Source organism: Gordonia sp. NPDC127522 (assembly GCF_042672305.1).
Taxonomy (GTDB): domain Bacteria; phylum Actinomycetota; class Actinomycetes; order Mycobacteriales; family Mycobacteriaceae; genus Gordonia; species Gordonia hongkongensis.
Map to the genome: position 1 here is coordinate 1 of NZ_JBHXVK010000026.1, position 16,393 is coordinate 16,393.

General features: G+C 67.4%; 18 protein-coding genes. 1 reads left to right on the forward strand and 17 read right to left on the reverse strand.

Annotated elements, in window-relative coordinates:
• Window positions 1–232: 232 nt before the first annotated feature.
• From ACFVHY_RS23215 to ACFVHY_RS23260, 10 genes are all read right to left on the reverse strand, one after another.
• Window positions 233–970 carry a DNA alkylation repair protein gene (locus ACFVHY_RS23215; protein ID WP_390275730.1) on the reverse strand — a complete coding sequence of 246 codons (738 nt, stop codon included), beginning with the start codon at window positions 968–970 and terminating at the stop codon, window positions 233–235.
• Window positions 971–976: 6 nt separating this feature from the next.
• Window positions 977–2,170, reverse strand: a complete 1,194-nt coding sequence (locus ACFVHY_RS23220) for an NAD(P)/FAD-dependent oxidoreductase (protein ID WP_390275732.1) — start codon at window positions 2,168–2,170, stop codon at window positions 977–979.
• Between the two features lie 88 nt (window positions 2,171–2,258).
• Window positions 2,259–2,831 carry a hypothetical protein gene (locus ACFVHY_RS23225; protein WP_390275734.1) on the reverse strand — a complete coding sequence of 191 codons (573 nt, stop codon included), beginning with the start codon at window positions 2,829–2,831 and terminating at the stop codon, window positions 2,259–2,261.
• Window positions 2,828–3,466 carry a hypothetical protein gene (locus tag ACFVHY_RS23230; RefSeq protein WP_390275735.1) on the reverse strand — a complete coding sequence of 213 codons (639 nt, stop codon included), beginning with the start codon at window positions 3,464–3,466 and terminating at the stop codon, window positions 2,828–2,830. Before ACFVHY_RS23230 ends, ACFVHY_RS23225 begins: the two co-directional genes overlap by 4 nt.
• 28 nt (window positions 3,467–3,494) lie before the next feature.
• Window positions 3,495–4,034 (reverse strand): hypothetical protein, encoded by a 540-nt coding sequence (locus tag ACFVHY_RS23235; protein WP_390275736.1) that lies wholly within the window; start codon window positions 4,032–4,034, stop codon window positions 3,495–3,497.
• On the reverse strand, window positions 4,031–4,600 hold the full coding sequence (locus ACFVHY_RS23240) for a hypothetical protein (protein WP_390275737.1): 570 nt from the start codon (window positions 4,598–4,600) through the stop codon (window positions 4,031–4,033). Before ACFVHY_RS23240 ends, ACFVHY_RS23235 begins: the two co-directional genes overlap by 4 nt.
• Window positions 4,601–4,638: 38 nt before the next feature.
• Window positions 4,639–5,568, reverse strand: coding sequence for an SDR family oxidoreductase (locus tag ACFVHY_RS23245; RefSeq protein WP_390275738.1), 930 nt, complete (start codon window positions 5,566–5,568; stop codon window positions 4,639–4,641).
• A 72-nt stretch (window positions 5,569–5,640) separates the two neighbouring features.
• Window positions 5,641–6,273, reverse strand: coding sequence for a TetR/AcrR family transcriptional regulator (locus ACFVHY_RS23250; protein WP_065629665.1), 633 nt, complete (start codon window positions 6,271–6,273; stop codon window positions 5,641–5,643).
• On the reverse strand, window positions 6,270–6,503 hold the full coding sequence (locus ACFVHY_RS23255; RefSeq protein ID WP_390275739.1) for a hypothetical protein: 234 nt from the start codon (window positions 6,501–6,503) through the stop codon (window positions 6,270–6,272). The genes ACFVHY_RS23250 and ACFVHY_RS23255 overlap by 4 nt, the downstream gene beginning before the upstream one ends.
• Window positions 6,504–6,605: 102 nt before the next feature.
• On the reverse strand, window positions 6,606–7,619 hold the full coding sequence (locus ACFVHY_RS23260) for an o-succinylbenzoate synthase (protein WP_390275740.1): 1,014 nt from the start codon (window positions 7,617–7,619) through the stop codon (window positions 6,606–6,608).
• Window positions 7,620–7,703: 84 nt separating this feature from the next.
• On the opposite strand from ACFVHY_RS23260, the gene ACFVHY_RS23265 reads away from it, so the two are divergent.
• Window positions 7,704–8,639 carry an oxygenase MpaB family protein gene (locus ACFVHY_RS23265; protein ID WP_390275741.1) on the forward strand — a complete coding sequence of 312 codons (936 nt, stop codon included), beginning with the start codon at window positions 7,704–7,706 and terminating at the stop codon, window positions 8,637–8,639.
• 348 nt (window positions 8,640–8,987) lie between these two features.
• Here the strand turns inward: ACFVHY_RS23265 and ACFVHY_RS23270 are convergent, their stop codons facing one another.
• From ACFVHY_RS23270 to rpsL, 7 genes are all read right to left on the reverse strand, one after another.
• Window positions 8,988–9,734 (reverse strand): alpha/beta fold hydrolase, encoded by a 747-nt coding sequence (locus ACFVHY_RS23270; protein ID WP_390275742.1) that lies wholly within the window; start codon window positions 9,732–9,734, stop codon window positions 8,988–8,990.
• A gap of 79 nt (window positions 9,735–9,813) precedes the next feature.
• Complete coding sequence (locus tag ACFVHY_RS23275) at window positions 9,814–10,785, reverse strand: alpha/beta hydrolase (RefSeq protein ID WP_390275743.1); 972 nt, start codon at window positions 10,783–10,785, stop codon at window positions 9,814–9,816.
• 152 nt (window positions 10,786–10,937) lie between these two features.
• Window positions 10,938–11,831 carry an SHOCT domain-containing protein gene (locus tag ACFVHY_RS23280; RefSeq protein ID WP_390275744.1) on the reverse strand — a complete coding sequence of 298 codons (894 nt, stop codon included), beginning with the start codon at window positions 11,829–11,831 and terminating at the stop codon, window positions 10,938–10,940.
• A 153-nt stretch (window positions 11,832–11,984) separates the two neighbouring features.
• Complete coding sequence (tuf, locus tag ACFVHY_RS23285) at window positions 11,985–13,175, reverse strand: elongation factor Tu (RefSeq protein ID WP_004020593.1); 1,191 nt, start codon at window positions 13,173–13,175, stop codon at window positions 11,985–11,987.
• Window positions 13,176–13,280: 105 nt separating this feature from the next.
• Entirely contained in the window at window positions 13,281–15,386 is a 2,106-nt protein-coding gene (gene fusA, locus ACFVHY_RS23290; RefSeq protein WP_065629671.1) for an elongation factor G, read from the reverse strand.
• Between the two features lie 89 nt (window positions 15,387–15,475).
• Entirely contained in the window at window positions 15,476–15,946 is a 471-nt protein-coding gene (rpsG, locus tag ACFVHY_RS23295) for a 30S ribosomal protein S7 (RefSeq protein ID WP_004020595.1), read from the reverse strand.
• 6 nt (window positions 15,947–15,952) lie between these two features.
• The gene (gene rpsL, locus ACFVHY_RS23300) at window positions 15,953–16,324 is read right to left on the reverse strand and encodes a 30S ribosomal protein S12 (protein WP_004020596.1); all 372 of its coding nucleotides are present in this window, start codon (window positions 16,322–16,324) and stop codon (window positions 15,953–15,955) included.
• Window positions 16,325–16,393 lie beyond the last annotated feature (69 nt).

Consider the following 16,393-nt stretch of genomic DNA (forward strand, 5'->3'; position numbering starts at 1 on the left):
AGCTTGCGGAGGCCGTCACGAAGGGTCCTGGTGAGTCGGGTTGCGAAGACCCTTCGTGACGCGCCCTCCGCAAGCTCCGGGCGCTCCTCAGGGAGCAGGGGCACGGCGTTCTTTCGGATTAGGGAGCAGAGGGAGGGCATCGCTTCCCCAACAGACCAGCGGCTTTGTGGTTCTTGCGGATTAGGGAGCAGAACGCAATGTAGCGAAAGTGCAGGCTGTTGACCGTCTTTCGCTACGTGATCCGGAGCGAGCGATAGTGCGCGCGCTCCTCCGGCGTCCGGTGTTCGAGCGCGTATGACAGTGCGGTGCGGCCCATCCGGGCAGCGTTGTCGTCCAGGTAACCGAGCAGGACGGTCTCGTCGACTCGTTTGCCGACCTCCCGCAGCATCCAGCCGAATGCCTTCTGGATGAGATCCCGTCGGTCGTCGCGGACGAGCGGCGCCACCGCGAGCAGTGCCGCCGCGTCGCCGTGCTTGATGAAGGCGAAGGTCGCGATCACCCCCACCCGGCGCCGCCACAGATCATCGTCCCGTACGTGTTGCAGGACGAGATCGAGTTGGCCGCTGCGCCGGCAGTATTCGCCGAGGACGGGATCGGCGGACGAGTCGACGAGATCCCAGTTGTTCACCCGGCCGCGGCGCACGGCGTCGAGGTAGAGGTCGACCCAGCCCCTGCCGTCGCCGCCGCGGCGTAGCTCGCGTTCGAACTCCTCACGGAGGAGGAACAATGCGATCAGGCGATGCTCGTGGATCGGTGAATCGAGCAAGTCGACGACCTCATCCGGCGCGATGCCGCGGAACCCCTTCGCGAGCTTTCGTTGCACGGGTACACGGATTCCGAGGAATTCGTCGCCCTCCCCGTATCCCCCCGGTCGGGCCTGGAAGAACGCGGCCTGACCGAGCGCGAGCTGCGGGTCGGCCACCTCGGCTGCCGCATCACGCACCTGCGCGGCGGTGGGCGCGTCCGACATGCGTCGTCACAGCAGATCTGCGACGGGCGTGGGGGTCTGCAGCTTCGGCCGGGTCTTCATCACGGCACCCACCTTGCCGGCGCCCACCACGCCGGTGAGCACGCCGTCCCGGCTGTAGTAGGCGACGAACTTCTTCCCGTCGTCGTCGACGACGTGGACCTCGTCATCGGCGCGCGGGGAACCGAGTACCTGGATCTTGACGTCGAACTGGTCGCTCCAGAAATAGGCGACCGACGCGGTGACCGCGTCGCCACCGGTGATCTGGTGCGCGACGACCGAGGCCTGCTCGACTGTGTGGTTCCAGTGCTCGACGCGTTTCGGCCTCCCGTCCTCGTCGAGCCAGTTCGCCACGTCACCGAGGGCGAAGACGCTCTCAGCGCTGGTGTGTCCGGTTGCATCACAAGCGATTCCGCCCCCGACCTCACGTGCGGCGAGCTCGATACCCGAACCGTCCAGGTACCCGGTCACCGGGGTCGACCCGATACCGACGACGACGATGTCGGCGGGCAGGGTGGTGCCGTCGGTGAGTTCGGCCGCGCTGACCCGCCCGTCGGACACGTTGATCTTCGCGACCCCGACCCCGGTCCGCAGATCGATGCCGTTGGCCACGTGCAACCGCGACACCAGGGCGCCGATCTGCTCGCCCAGCGCCACGGCGAGCGGCGTCGGAGCCGGTTCGACGAGGCTGACCGCCAGTCCGCGGGCCGAGAGGCCGGCCGCCACCTCGCATCCGATGAAGCCGGCGCCGATGACGACTGAGGTGCTCGCGGAATCGATCTCGCCACGCAGCGCCACCGCGTCGTCGTAGGTGCGGAGCACGTGCGCGCCTCGGACGTTTTCCGTGAGGCCGGGAAACGGCCGTGGATCGAGCCCGGTCGCCAGTACGAGGGTGTCGTAGGCGACGGTGGCGCCGGAGGCCAGCGTGATCGTCCGGTCCGTCGGTGACACCGCGGTCACCGCTTCACCGAGTCGCAGCGTGATGTCGGAATCCTCGTAGAACTCCGCGGGTTTCAGATCGACGCGGTCGTCCTTGCCCAGCAGCACCGACTTCGACAGCGGCGGACGGTCGTACGGCGGATGCGCTTCGGCTCCGACGAGGGTGACCGGATCGGTGAAGCCGTTGTTCCGCAGATTCTCCGCTACCCGGATCCCGCCGAGTCCGGCACCGACGATCACCACACCCGCGCTCGATGCACTCATCTCTCGTCCCCTTTTCGTCATCCCACCCCGCGAGCACCCGTCTGCGCCGGCGGTCGCGCGGACCGCCCGGGACCGGGCATCTCGTGTCTCAACGGGTCACGTCGCCGACCGGTTGCAGGTCGGACAGCAGCCAATTCCCGTCGACCTTACGCATAAGTGCCCACCGGGCGATAGAGGTCGTTTCGGCCGGTGCACGGCCCGCGGCACCCGGGACCGCTGAACCGGACCCGGCTGTCACCCGCTGGTCGGCGAAGACGAGCACCCGCGCGCGTTCCGAGTCGCCCTCCTGCAGTCCGGCACCGACGACCTCGCCGGTCACCGACAACGCTGACGCACGCACGCCCGGAACCACGACGTCGGTGCCGCGGTTCCGGTACTCCAGGCGTAGCGGGTCGGTCAGCAACGCGTCGGTCGCCTGCCGCCGGTCGGCGGGGTCGTCGGGCGAGTACGTCAGGAGCGCACTCACGGCAGCCGCAGCCGCGCTGAGGATCTCGCTGCGTTGCGCCTCGGTCGGGTCGGGATCGGGGCGCAGGGTCGCGGCGCCCGCGATCACCGCGACCACCAGCAGTACCGTTGAGGCGGCGATGAGAAGTCGCATGCGGATGCGTTGGGTTCGACTCGGCTGTGCCGGTAGCAGGACCCGGACGTCGGCGGCGGTCATGGACGCCTCGCCTCGGCGATCTTCCAGCCGTCGTCTGTGCGCATCATGGTGATCAGCACCGTGATCCGCTCCCCGGTGGTGTCGATCGCCGAACCGTACCCCGACCCGCCCAGGAGCGCGGGGTTCGTCGCGTCGGCGACGACGAGCACGTCGACGCTTCCACCGATGTCGTCGGACGACGGATCAGTGACGAACCCAGCCGAGACCACTTGCCCGACACTCGAACCCCGTTGCTCGACCACCTCGGTCACCAGTGCCTCCCGGGCGGCGTCGATCCGTCTCAGCTGCGGTCCGGTGCTCACCTCCGCCACGCGTGCCACGTAGCCTTCGGGGTCGGCCGGGTCGGCGGTCAGCATGACGGTGACGGCGCCGCGGGCGGATGCGAGCACGTCGTCCTGCAACTCGGTCGCCGCCTGCTGTCCGCGGATCTGCCAGGCAAGCAAACCGGCGACGGCAACGAGCACGACCACCGCGATCGCGGCTCCGACGAGAGTCCGGCGCAACGTCTGTGTCCGGCGTGCCGCACGCGCCCGGAGCGCCGGCGCGGCGACGATCCGGGCGGTGCGCGCCCGTCGGGTCGCCGCATCGACCCGGGCGCGGGCGAGTTCGATTCGCGTGGTGATGTTCTCGGTCATCGCCACACCCGCGGATTCCGATGGACGATCATCCGATCACGTCCGCCGCCGCGAGGAGCCATGTGTCGTCCGACCGCTCGTAGCGGGCGAGGACCGTGCGTTGGACGGTCGTCGCCGGCCCGGCGGCCGGACGTACTGTCACCGCGACCCGCAGCAGCGCCTCCCCCTCCGCGGCGTCGACCGCAACGATGCTGACGACCTCGGGGCGCCAGGTCACCGACGACGTCCCCTCGGGCGGGGGCCGATCGAGCTGGGCCCCGTAGCTGTCGGTGAACTCGTCGGCGACCCGCGCCCGCGCCCGCGTCCGGTCCTGCTGCCAGCGGTCCGCATCGACCGAGAAGACGTCCGCGACGATCGTTCCCGCCTGTGCTCGCAACTGGTCTCGGCTCTCCGCGACGTCGGAGCCGGTACGGTGCGCATTCCACAGGGCGAGCACCACGACGAGCGTCGCGACCAGGACAACCGCCGCGATCGCGAGGCGGATGGCGGCGCCTCGCACCCCGATGGGCCGGGTCGCTACGTGTCCCGGGACCGGCTCGACGCCCGGGGTGTGAGTCGGTGGCGTCATGGAAGGTACTGCACCGCACTCAGTTTCAACGTGTCGTCGGCCGGTGTGATGAGCACCCGCAACCGGAATCTGCGCGCCTGGTCGCCGGTCTCGGCCGGCGCCGCCCCACCGGTGAAGACGACGGTGGCCGCAACGAGGACCGAGGCGGTGTCACCGGTCCGGACAGAGATCCCCGTGCCGTCGACGGAGGACTGCGCGACGGTGCCGTTGGCCCGGATGAATTCGGTGTAACTGTCGGCGGATTGGGCGAACTCGTCGTAGAAGGCGCCGGTGGCGCCGGCCAGGATGCGCTGGGCGCGCCGATCGTCTCGGCTGTTCGGGGCGATGAGCACCGCAACCCGGTGGGCCGCCGCGGACTGGAGTTCGGCATCGGAGTACCGCTCACGGTCTCGCTGCCACGCGGTCACCGCCACCCCCGCGAGCACGAGCGCGACGACGAGGACCACGACCGCGACGACCCACCGGCGCCGCGACAGGCGCCGACGGAGTCCGGCCTCGACCTCGAGGGTGTGCAGATCGTCCAGTGCCTCCCGCAACTCGCGCCTCGCCACCCGGTCGGCAGACACCTCCCGCACCCCCGACCGAGCACCCGCGCCATCCCTCTTCACGACGACAGGGGCGTGCTCTCCTGGGGCTGCGTCAGATTGTCGCCCGGCGCCCGGGTGTCGACCTTCTCACCGCGGATCCGGCTGGAATAGGCCGCGCGCGCCTGCTGGTCGGGGCTCAGGAAGATCGAGTCCAGCTTGGTCAGCCTGCGCGACCACCGCTTCATCGCCTGCGGGAACAACGCGCCCGACTCCGCCCACCGCATCGACCGGGGCGCGTAGACGCGGACCACCGGCCGCGCGATCGTCTGCACGACGATCGAGGCCACCTCGCCGGGCTCGACGGTCTGGATGAACTTGTTGGTCTGCAAGCCGGAGATCAGGGCGGTTCGGGTGAACGTGGGGAGTACCGCGCTGACGGCGACGCCCTGCGGCGCCAGCTCCGCGCCCAGCGCCTCGGAGAACTCGATGACGGCTGCCTTGGCGCCGTTGTAGATGGTGAGGCCGGGGGTGGGTATGCGCCCGGCCGTCGACGCGATGTTGACGATGTGACCGGTCCGGCGGGGCGCCATCCGGCGGGCCGCCTCCTGGCATCCGATGATCACGCCCAGGACGTCGATCTCGTAGGTCCGGCGGATGATCGTGTCGTCGTAGGAGAGGAACGGTCCGACCGGCATGATCCCGGCGTTGTTGACGAGCACGTCGATCGGTCCGAGCCGGGTTTCGACCGCGGTCAGGAACGCATCGAAGGACTCGCGCTTGGTCACGTCCACCTCGATGCCCTCGCAGCCGAGGTCGGCGGCGGCCTTGCCCACCGCCTCGGAATCCACATCACCGATCGCGACCCTGGCCCCCGCCTCGGACAGCTGGGTCGCGGTCTCGAATCCGATTCCGCGCGCACCGCCGGTGATGACCACGACCTTGTCCCGTAGCGCGGCGCGGATCGCGTCGTGGTCGGGTGTGCGGGACAGCTTGCCACGCAGACTCATTGGATCTCCTTCAATGGATGCGGATTTCAGACGAGAGGAACGGGCACGTGGCCCGTCATGTCCGGTGGGGTTTCACCAGATCATCGGTGCGAGGAACTTGGCGGCGAAATCGCGGACGCGCTGGGGTTCGTTGCGAGCAGGGTCCGACGGCGGCGTCTCCAGCAGTGAGATCACCAGTCGCACATGGATCTCGACGGCTTCCAGCAGATCCTCGACGGGCATCTGCGCACCCTCGTCGCGGAGTGTGGCCGCGACCCGGTCGGTGACCATGTCGATGAACAACGACGTCATCGTCGCCGTGACGCTCTTGATCTCGGAGTCGGTGAGGACGATCCGGCTCAGCAACGGATCGGAGTTGACCCACTCGGCGCCGACGGCGAACGCCTCCACCAGTGCGGCCTTGGGTCCGAGCCCCTTCACCGAGGCCTCGAGTTTCTGCATGCCCGTCTCGTAGGCGTCGTTGGCCACCGCGTAGAGCAGCGCATCCTTGTTCGGGAAGCGCCGGTACAAGGTGCTGCGGCTCACTCCAGCCCGCGCGGCGACCTCGTCGATGTTCGCGCGGCGGACACCGACCTCGGCGAACTCCGCCCCGGCGGCCGCAAGGATCGCGGCTTCCTGGTCGGCCGGGCTGGCGGTGTTGCGGACCTTACGCGTCGAGGTCCGGTTCCTGCTGTCGGCTTTGGTTCCGGTGCCTGCCACGGTCATCGCCGCCGGCGGGTGGCGGGCAGCGAGTCCTCGGGTGCCGACCAGTGGTTTTCGTGCAGCCGGCGATGTCTGATCTCCGTGATCTCCATCTGGTCAAAATACAACCCGGCGGTCCGGCGTCCGCGGACACCGCGCGCCCGGCCGACGTTCAACAGGGTTCCGTTGCGGTCGGAAGACGGGACGCCGACCGAATCGCCGGTTGCCGGCAGCGTCGCCAGAACCGAGGCCATGATCGTCTCCCTCCTGCAGCGAGGCCGCCCCGGGTACGGACGGTCGGCATGTGACCCACATCGCATGATAGACCACGTTGAGACAGATCGGAAAATGCGTTCCTATCCTCGGCCGCGACCCGCGGGCGCCCCGTCCATCGTCAGCAGGCGATGACACCGCCGCAGACGCTCGCGCCACCAGTGCTGACGTTCTTCTCCGACCGCGAGTTCCCGCACGTCGACCGAGGCGTCAGGGCCGAACCATCGCGTTCCCACCGCGCCGTCGACCATCTGGAACGACGCGGCGACATCCGCGGCGAGCAACGAACCGGTGCCCAGCCCGCACGCGAGCTCCAGGCGCGGTAGCGCGGCCGCGGCAGCCACGCCGGCGGCCATCCCGATCGCGCTGTCGAGGGCACTCGAGACCACGATGTCGAGTCCCAGGTTCTCGGCGAGTTGGAGGGTTGCGCGCATGCCGCCGAGCGGCGCGACCTTGACCACCGCCACGTCAGCGGCGTCGGCCGCGACCACACGGTACGGGTCCTCGACCTTCCTGATGGATTCGTCGGCGGCGATCGGCACCTCGACCGCCCGACGCACGGCCGCCAGTTCTTCGACTGTGCGACAGGGTTGTTCCGCGTACTCGACCTCACCGATGGCGCGCAGGGCGGTGATGGCCTCGTCGACGGTCCAGCCGCCGTTCGCATCGATGCGCACCCTGCCGATGAGCTCCCGCGTCGCCGCGACCCGGGCGACGTCGTCGCCGAGGGTCTGCCCCGGTTCGGCGACTTTGACCTTCGCGGTTCCCGCGCCGGGGTATCGCTGCAGCAATGCGCCGACCTCGTCGGCGGGGATGGCGGGCACGGTCGCGTTGACCGGGACGGTGTCGCGGACCGCGGTGGGCGGACCGACCCAGGCGGCCTCGATGCCGGCCCGCAGCCACGAGGCCGCCTCCGGGTCGTCGTACTCGACGAACGGACCGAACTCCCCCCAGCCCGACGGCCCCGCGAAAACCATCGTCTCGCGCGTGGTCAGGCCGCGGAATCTCGTACGCATCGGCAGCCGAACCGCGACCGCGGATGCGAGGACGTCCTCGACGTCGGGAAGGACCCAGTCCGGTTGCCTGCCCCGCATCATCCGTCTTTCCTCTCCGCATACAGATCGCCCCACGTCGTTGAAACAACCTTCCAAGTTTGTTCCAAGTGCGATATTCTCGCCGCCATGTCAGTCAACCAGGGATTCGACACCGGTATCCGCGAGGCAGAGCCGATGATCGTCGACGACACTCCGGACACCGCGGGCGAGATCGCCTCGCCACGTCTGGGCGCCGACTCGCTCGTGTGGAAGTTCTACGGCGACAACCGCGGACTGCTGGGCTTCCAGCGTCTGGCCGGCACCGAGAACTGCATCGAACAACTCGGCCAGGCCGTGCTCGACCACTCGGTCATCTTCAGCGACTTCCTCGGCCGGGCCAAGCGGACCGGCCCCCCGGTCATGCGGACCGTGTACAGCACCGAGCCGGAGAAGTGGGGGCGCACGGTGCGCGACTTCCACCGCGACATCAAGGGCACCATCAGCGACGGATCGCGGTACCACGCACTCAATCCGGAGTTGTTCTACTGGGCGCACGCGACGTTCGTCGACCAGGTCCTCTACATCACCGACACCTTCATCCGTCGCCTGAGCTACGCCGAGAAGGTCCAGATCTTCGAGGAGAGCAAGGTCTGGTATCAGCTCTACGGGGTCAGCGACCGCGGGCAGCCCCAGACCTACGAGGAGTTCGTCCAGTACTGGGACGACATGCTCGACCGGTTCGTGCCGCACAAGACGATCGTCTACGCGACCGGTTACATCCGGCAGGGACTCCCCCGCCCCAAGAAGATCCCCGCACCCGTGTGGAAGATCCTGTCGCTGCCGTTGAACGCCTTCATCCGCACCGTTGTCGTCGGAACGCTGCCCCAGCAGATGCGTGACGTGTGCGGCCTCGAGTGGAACGACCGGCGCGAGAAGAACTTCCAGCGTTTCGCCGCCCTCATGCGGGCTGCCAACCCGCTGATCAACCGCCTGCCGCTCAAGTACCTCTATGTCCCCTGGGCCTACGAGGCGTGGCGCAAGGTCGGGATCGACCCGCGACCGCTGCACAACAAGCCCGCCTGACCCGCTTTGCTCTCTGAGGTGAGGAGCACCATCCCGCCCCGGACGAGCTCCATCCCCCGCTCCCTGAGGAGCACCATCCCGCCCCGGACGAGCGCCATCCCCCGCTCCCTGAGGAGCACCATCCCGCCCCGGACGAGCGCCATCCCCCGCTCCCTGAGGAGCGAGCTTGCGAGCGTCACGAAGGGTCTTGGTGACATGCGTGGCAGACCCTTCGTGACGCGCCCTCCGCAAGCTCCGGGCGCTCCTCAGGGAGCAGTGGTGGGCCAGTGGTTTCGCGGTTCTCTCGGATCAGGAAGCAGAGTTGACGCTGGCTCGCTGGTTCCGAACCGGAGATGACGCCGGCAGGCGTCAGTGCCCCAGGAACCCGTCGACGTGGGTGACGAACTCCTCGGCGCGGTCGCGGTGAACGCTGTGCCCCGCCTCGATGGTGACGAACCGCGAGTTCGGCAGGGCGTCGCTGAGGGTCTGCAGGTGGCGCGGGGGCAGGAAGCTCTTCTCGCCACCCGAGATGACCATGGCGGCGGCCTGCACATCCGGTAGCTCCGACCACCAGTGCGGCGCGCAGACGTCGAATTCGGCGACGATCTGGTCACCCATCCGGCCGTCGTAGCGGATGACCGGAAAGGGGTTGCGCGCGAGCGCGATCAGCCCACGGATCTGCTCGCCCAGGGTGGCGCGCATGGCGATGCCCTCGGACAGATCGGCCTCGTCGCGGGGCATCGGCGGCACCTCTTCGAGCACCAGGCGTCGGATCCTCGTCGGCTCACGCATGGCCAATCGCAGCGCGGTGTGGGCACCGAGCGAATGGCCGACCACGTCGGCGACCGCGATCCCGAGGGTGTCGAGGACATAGGCCAGGTCGTCGCGGAAGTCGTCGAGCCGGTAGATCTCACGGGCCCGGCCGCTGCGCCCGTGTCCACGGAGGTCCACGCTGATCACCGCACGCCCGCGGGCGCGGAGTGCCGTCGCGAGCCGGCGCCAGGTCGAATGGTCCGATGCCATCCCGTGCACGAGGACGACCGGTACGCCCCGGTCGGCCTCCCCCGCGATCCGGACCGCGAGGTCGGGGTCGCCGCTTCGACGCAGAACACGCATGACCGTCAGCTTACGAACGTCGGCCGTGCGGGCGCCGTCACACTCCACCCGGCCGTCCGCACCTCACCCGGACCGCTGCTCACCGGTCGCGGAACCATCCGCTGTTCTTGGCGCGCCACACCATGTCCTCCCAGTACCCCCAGGCGTGTGTCCCGACGGACGGGAAGTCCGTCGTGACCGGGATGCCCTGCAGGGCGGCCGCGACTTCGAACGACCGGGTCTGCGCGAGCGACACCACCTCCAGCGGTGTGCCCTTGACCGAGGCGACGGCGTCGGCGTTGTGCGGACCCCATGTCGCCGAACCCGACCCGATGCGGATCTTCATCCCGCGCATCCGCGGCAGCTGGACGAGTGCATCGTTGCGCGTCCACCGGTCACTCCAGGGCGGTCCCCACATCGCGTCCGCGCTGAACGGACCGACCCCCGCCCCGACACCGGCGTCGATCAACGCGAGCCGAACGGCCTCCCGCATCGTGGGTGCGGACAGGTTCAAATAGCCGGACATGGAGAAGACGTGCGAGATGCGTTTGCGGTGATACGCCCCGTAGATCATCGCCGCGTTACCGCCCATGGAGATGCCCATGATCGCGTATTTGCCCAGCGGGCCGACGGCTAGTCCGCGCGCGTCGAGTTCGCGCACGATGGTGTCGAGTCGGCACGTCCACCGATAGCGGTATCCGACCTTGTTGGCCGGGCTCGCCGCTTCCCAATCGGTGTAGAAGCTCGCGAGACCTCCGACCGGCTGGATCACGTTGACGCCGGAGTCGGCGATGCGGTGGACACGCGTGTCGCGACGCCAGCCACTGATGTCACCGGTCGCGCGAAGACCGTCGAGAGCGATGACGGTTTTGGTGTTGCCCCATCGGGTCCAGGTGTCGACCGGGGTGCTCGGCATGCCGCAGCCGGACACGTGGAACCTGCCGAATGCCGCCGACGCGGACGCGTTACCCGACCCGATGGTGATGACGCCGACCACCGCGAGAAGCGCGAGGGTGAACGCGAGGGCTCGACGTCGGCGGGCAAGCCGACGTGGCCGTAGTGAAAGCTGCACCGACGAACTGTAATTCGACGACGATCAGCAATGCCACGGCTGTGACCCTAGGGCATCGACATCGATATCGACTGGTGACCAGAGTGACCACAGTGAATCAAGTGGCGTATGTGGCAGGGGATTCACCGTGCTACAGACGATCCACGCACCAGTCAGAGATCGTCGACGATGCGCTGACGCGCCCGCGCGTACTCCGCCTCGGTGACCGCGCCGGTGCGGCGCAGTTCGTCCAGCGAGGCGAGCCGTTCCGCGGGCGAACGGCCCGGGTCAGCACCTTGGTCCGACCCGCCACCGGCCTTGGTGAACGACGGGGGGTCCATCCGAGACGAGCTCGCCGAATCCGCCCGGACTCCCGCCCAGCCGCGCACGACCTCCATGACCTCCGCTCGGGCCGCGGAATTGGACCGCAGATCGATCACGCCACTGCCCGCCACCCCGTGACGTCCGAGGATCTGCAAGATCTCCCCCAACGGTTCCGCCTGGCCGGTGAGATCGTAGGTCCGGCCGTCCTCTTCGGAGGTGAACCTGGCCGGCACCGAACCGGCGAGCAAAGCGGTTGCCTGCCAGTCGATCTCGAAGTCCTGGGACTCGGGATCGACCATCACGGCCAACCGGCGGGCGTGCAGCAGCGGCTGCTGGTAATGCGGCACGACCTTCCTCGTCGACACCTCGAACGGGGCGAGTCCCTCGGCGTGGATCCGCAGCCCGAGCTTCATCAGCGGCTGGTCGTTGATCTCGACATTCGTCTGACCGATCGAGGTGATGTCGGCGATGCCGAACACCCCAGCGGCCCGGAGGCGTTCCAGCTTCGCGCCACCCCGGTAGTTGAACCACGCGATCGCAACGCCGAGAACAACATCGAGCACGGTGATGCCGATCCCGGTCCACAGCATCCACTCCGTGTCGGGTGCGTCGATCACGAAGTAGGCGACGAGGAAGATCGGACCGACGATCCCGCACAGCATGACAAAGGCGAAAGTGCCCACGGCACTCCACACATGGGCAGGAACACGTGGCCCGGTCCCCGACTCTCCGAACATGGTCATGCGCGAACTCTATTCGCGGGGCACCGCGGGGGGAAGCGCAACGCTGCTGCGTACGACCATGGAACGACCCGCCCCAACCGACGACAAAGGCGCCCGGCCACTTTCGTGACCGGGCGCCTTCTCGACTCAAAGAGTCAGTGGTGAGTCAGTGAATCACTTGGTGATCTTGGTGACTCGACCCGCACCGACGGTGCGGCCACCCTCGCGGATGGCGAAACGCAGGCCCTCGTCCATGGCGACCGGCTGGATGAGCTTGACGCTCATCTCGGTGTTGTCGCCCGGCATGACCATCTCGGTGCCCTCGGGGAGGGTCACGACGCCGGTCACGTCCGTGGTACGGAAGTAGAACTGCGGACGGTAGTTGTTGAAGAACGGGGTGTGACGGCCGCCCTCGTCCTTGGACAGGATGTACGCCTGGCCCTCGAACTCGGTGTGCGGGGTCGTGGTGCCCGGCTTCACGATGACCTGACCGCGCTCGACGTCCTCGCGCTTGAGGCCGCGGAGCAGCAGACCGGCGTTGTCGCCTGCCTGTGCCGAATCGAGGAGCTTGTGGAACATCTCGATACCGGTGACGGTGGTCTTGGTGCTCTTCTCGCGGATGCCGACGATCTCGACTTCCTCGTTCACGTTGACCTCGCCGCGCTCCACACGACCGGTGACCACGGTGCCGCGGCCGGTGATGGTGAAGACGTCCTCGACGGGCATGAGGAACGGCTTCTCGGTCTCTCGGACCGGGTCCGGGATCGACTCGTCGACGGCAGCCATGAGCTCTTCGACCGACTTGGTCCACTCGGGGTCACCCTCGAGGGCCTTGAGAGCCGAGACCTTGACGACCGGGGCTTCCTCGTCGAACTCCTGGGCGGCCAGCAGTTCGCGGACCTCCATCTCGACGAGCTCGATGATCTCGTCGTCGTCGACCATGTCGGCCTTGTTCAGCGCGACCAGGATGTAGGGCACACCGACCTGGCGGGCCAGCAGCACGTGCTCGCGGGTCTGCGGCATCGGGCCGTCGGTGGCGGCGACCACGAGGATAGCGCCGTCCATCTGGGCAGCACCGGTGATCATGTTCTTGATGTAGTCGGCGTGACCGGGGGCGTCGACGTGGGCGTAGTGACGCTTCTCGGTCTCGTACTCGACGTGCGAGATGTTGATCGTGATACCGCGAGCTTTTTCCTCGGGAGCCTTGTCGATCTGATCGAACGCGAAGCTCTTGTTGAGGTCCGGGTACTTGTCGTGCAGCACCTTGGTGATGGCCGCGGTCAGCGTGGTCTTGCCGTGGTCGACGTGACCGATGGTGCCGATGTTCACGTGCGGCTTGGTCCGCTCGAACTTCGCCTTCGCCACTTGATTGTCCTCCTGGACTTGTTGCTCTACTGGGCGGATCCCAGCAGGGGTTTTCTTCTTACGTTGGTGCGCAGAACTGGTCGGCGCATGTCGCTAGGACCGGATTTACTCGCCGGTGGCCTTCGCGATGATTTCCTTCGACACGTTCGCGGGAACCTCCGCGTACGAATCGAACACCATGGAGTAGTTTGCCCGGCCCTGGGTCTTCGACCGGAGGTCTCCGATGTAGCCGAACATCTCCGACAGCGGCACCTGTGCCTTCACGACACGCGCACCACTGCGCTCCTCCATGGCCTGGATCTGGCCACGGCGGGAGTTCAGGTCGCCGATCACGTCACCCATGTAGTCCTCGGGAGTCGTGACCTCGACGGCCATCAGGGGCTCGAGGATGACCGGACCGGCCATCCGCGCAGCTTCCTTCAGGGCCTGCGAGCCGGCGATCTTGAACGCCATCTCCGAGGAGTCGACGTCGTGGTACTGACCGTCGAGCAGGGTGACCTTCAGGTTCACCAGCGGGTATCCGGCGAGGACACCGTACTGCATGGCGTCCTGGGCACCGGCGTCCACCGACGGGATGTACTCGCGCGGGACGCGGCCACCGGTGACGGCGTTGGCGAACTCGTAGGTCGCACCGTCCTCGGCGTCCACCAGGGGCTCGAGCTTGATGATGACCTTCGCGAACTGGCCCGATCCACCGGTCTGCTTCTTGTGGGTGAACTCGTGCTTCTCGACCGTCTTGCGGATGGTCTCGCGGTAGGCCACCTGCGGCTTGCCGACGTTGGCCTCGACCTTGAACTCGCGCTTCATGCGGTCGACGAGGATGTCGAGGTGGAGCTCGCCCATACCGCCGATGACGGTCTGGCCGGTCTCCTCGTCGAGCTGGACCGAGAAGGTCGGGTCCTCTTCGGCGAGCTTCTGGATCGCGGTGCCCAGCTTCTCCTGGTCGGACTTGGTCTTCGGCTCGATCGAGACGTTGATGACCGGGTCCGGGAAGCTCATGGACTCGAGCACGATCGGCGACGCCGAATCGCACAGGGTGTCTCCGGTGGTGGTGTCCTTGAGACCGATCATCGCGTAGATGTGGCCCGCGGTGGCGTCCTCGACCGGATTCTCCTTGTTGGCATGCATCTGGAAGAGCTTGCCGACGCGCTCTTTCTTGCCCTTGGTGGCGTTGAGCACCTGGGTGCCGGCGTTGATCTTGCCGGAGTACACGCGCACGAAGGTGAGCTTGCCGAAGAACGGGTGAGCCGCGATCTTGAACGCGAGAGCCGAGAACGGCTCGTCCGCGGACGGCTTGCGCGAGAGGATCTCCTCCTCGTCGCCCACGGCGTGACCCTCGACCGACGGCACGTCCAGCGGGGACGGCAGGTAGTCGATGATCGCGTCGAGCATGGGCTGCACGCCCTTGTTCTTGAACGCCGAGCCACAGATCACCGGGTAGAACTCACGGGCGATCGTGAGCTTGCGGATCGCGCCCTTGATCTCCTCGGTGGTCAGCTCTTCGCCGCCGAAGTACTTCTCGAGCAGGGCCTCGTCGGTCTCGGCGACCGTCTCGAGGAGCTTCTCGCGGTACTCCGCAGCCTGGTCGACCAGATCGGCGGGGATCTCCTCGATGGTCGGCGCGGCGCCGATCTCGACGGTTCCGCGCCAGGTGATGGCCTTCTGCTCGATGAGGTCGACGACGCCGTCGAAGTTGTCCTCGGCACCGATCGGCAGCTGCAGGACCAGCGGCTTGGCGCCGAGGCGCTCCTCGATGGTGCGCACGGTGAAGAAGAAGTCCGCTCCGAGCTTGTCCATCTTGTTGACGAAGCAGATACGCGGGACGTCGTACTTCTCCGCCTGACGCCAGACCTGCTCGGACTGCGGCTCGACGCCTTCCTTGCCGTCGAACACCGCGACCGCGCCGTCGAGCACGCGGAGGCTGCGCTCCACCTCGACGGTGAAGTCGACGTGGCCGGGGGTGTCGATGATGTTGATCTGGTTCTTGTTCCAGAAACACGTCACCGCCGCGGAGGTGATGGTGATCCCCCGCTCCTTCTCCTGCTCCATCCAGTCGGTGGTCGAGGCACCGTCGTGGGTTTCACCGATCTTGTAGTTCACACCGGTGTAGAAGAGGATTCGCTCGGTGGCGGTGGTCTTGCCGGCATCGATGTGGGCCATGATGCCGATGTTGCGAACCTTGTTCAGGTCGCTGAGCACTTCCTGTGCCACTTAATCGCCTCGCATTTTCGCTAGAGGTGTTGGGTCTGAGGTGGAACCGTCCGCGGCGTCGTGTTCCCCGACGCCGCGGACGGTTGGTGTCACCAGCGGTAGTGCGCGAACGCCCGGTTGGCCTCGGCCATCTTGTGGGTGTCCTCGCGGCGCTTCACCGAAGCACCGAGACCGTTGGACGCGTCCAGCAGCTCGTTGGCGAGACGCTCGACCATGGTCTTCTCACGACGCTGACGGCTGAAGCTGACGAGCCAGCGGAGCGCAAGGGTGTTGGCGCGGTTCGGCTTGACCTCGATCGGCACCTGGTAGGTGGCACCACCGACGCGGCGGCTCTTCACCTCGAGGGTGGGCTTCACGTTGTCGAGAGCGCGCTTGAGGGTGACGACCGGATCGGTGCCGGTCTTGTCGCGAGCCTGCTCGAGGGCGCCGTAGACGATGCGCTCGGCGGTCGACTTCTTGCCGTCCAGCAGGATCTTGTTGACCAGCTGGGTGACCAGCGGCGAACCGTAGACGGGATCGTTGATGAGGGGACGCTTGGGAGCGGGTCCTTTACGTGGCATGACTTATCAGTTCCCCTTCTTGGCGCCGTAGCGGCTGCGAGCCTGCTTGCGGTCCTTGACACCCTGGGTGTCGAGCGAGCCGCGGATGATCTTGTAGCGCACACCCGGGAGGTCCTTCACACGACCGCCACGGACGAGCACCATCGAGTGCTCCTGCAGGTTGTGGCCTTCGCCGGGGATGTAGGCGGTGACCTCGACCGAGCTGGTCAGGCGCACACGGGCGACCTTGCGCAGCGCCGAGTTCGGCTTCTTGGGGGTGGTGGTGTAGACGCGGGTGCACACGCCACGACGCTGCGGGCTTCCCTTGAGGGCCGCGGTCTTGGTCTTGGCAGCCTTGTCGTGACGGCCCTTGCGGACCAGCTGATTGATGGTTGGCACTAGGTGTTCGTTCCTCTTTGTCATCGGTTGTGGTTGGTGCTCCGGGCAAGCACGAAATGGGCTCGCAGG

Coding starts and splice junctions, on each gene's coding strand:
- ACFVHY_RS23280 (WP_390275744.1), bottom strand. CDS start 11,831: ATGACCATGTTCGGAGAGTCGGGGACCGGGCCACGTGTTCCTGCCCAT.
- ACFVHY_RS23265 (WP_390275741.1), top strand. CDS start 7,704: ATGTCAGTCAACCAGGGATTCGACACCGGTATCCGCGAGGCAGAGCCG.
- ACFVHY_RS23225 (WP_390275734.1), bottom strand. CDS start 2,831: ATGACCGCCGCCGACGTCCGGGTCCTGCTACCGGCACAGCCGAGTCGA.
- ACFVHY_RS23215 (WP_390275730.1), bottom strand. CDS start 970: ATGTCGGACGCGCCCACCGCCGCGCAGGTGCGTGATGCGGCAGCCGAG.
- ACFVHY_RS23245 (WP_390275738.1), bottom strand. CDS start 5,568: ATGAGTCTGCGTGGCAAGCTGTCCCGCACACCCGACCACGACGCGATC.
- ACFVHY_RS23230 (WP_390275735.1), bottom strand. CDS start 3,466: ATGACCGAGAACATCACCACGCGAATCGAACTCGCCCGCGCCCGGGTC.
- ACFVHY_RS23235 (WP_390275736.1), bottom strand. CDS start 4,034: ATGACGCCACCGACTCACACCCCGGGCGTCGAGCCGGTCCCGGGACAC.
- ACFVHY_RS23255 (WP_390275739.1), bottom strand. CDS start 6,503: ATGGCCTCGGTTCTGGCGACGCTGCCGGCAACCGGCGATTCGGTCGGC.
- rpsG (WP_004020595.1), bottom strand. CDS start 15,946: ATGCCACGTAAAGGACCCGCTCCCAAGCGTCCCCTCATCAACGATCCC.
- ACFVHY_RS23260 (WP_390275740.1), bottom strand. CDS start 7,619: ATGATGCGGGGCAGGCAACCGGACTGGGTCCTTCCCGACGTCGAGGAC.
- ACFVHY_RS23250 (WP_065629665.1), bottom strand. CDS start 6,273: ATGACCGTGGCAGGCACCGGAACCAAAGCCGACAGCAGGAACCGGACC.
- ACFVHY_RS23220 (WP_390275732.1), bottom strand. CDS start 2,170: ATGAGTGCATCGAGCGCGGGTGTGGTGATCGTCGGTGCCGGACTCGGC.
- ACFVHY_RS23270 (WP_390275742.1), bottom strand. CDS start 9,734: ATGCGTGTTCTGCGTCGAAGCGGCGACCCCGACCTCGCGGTCCGGATC.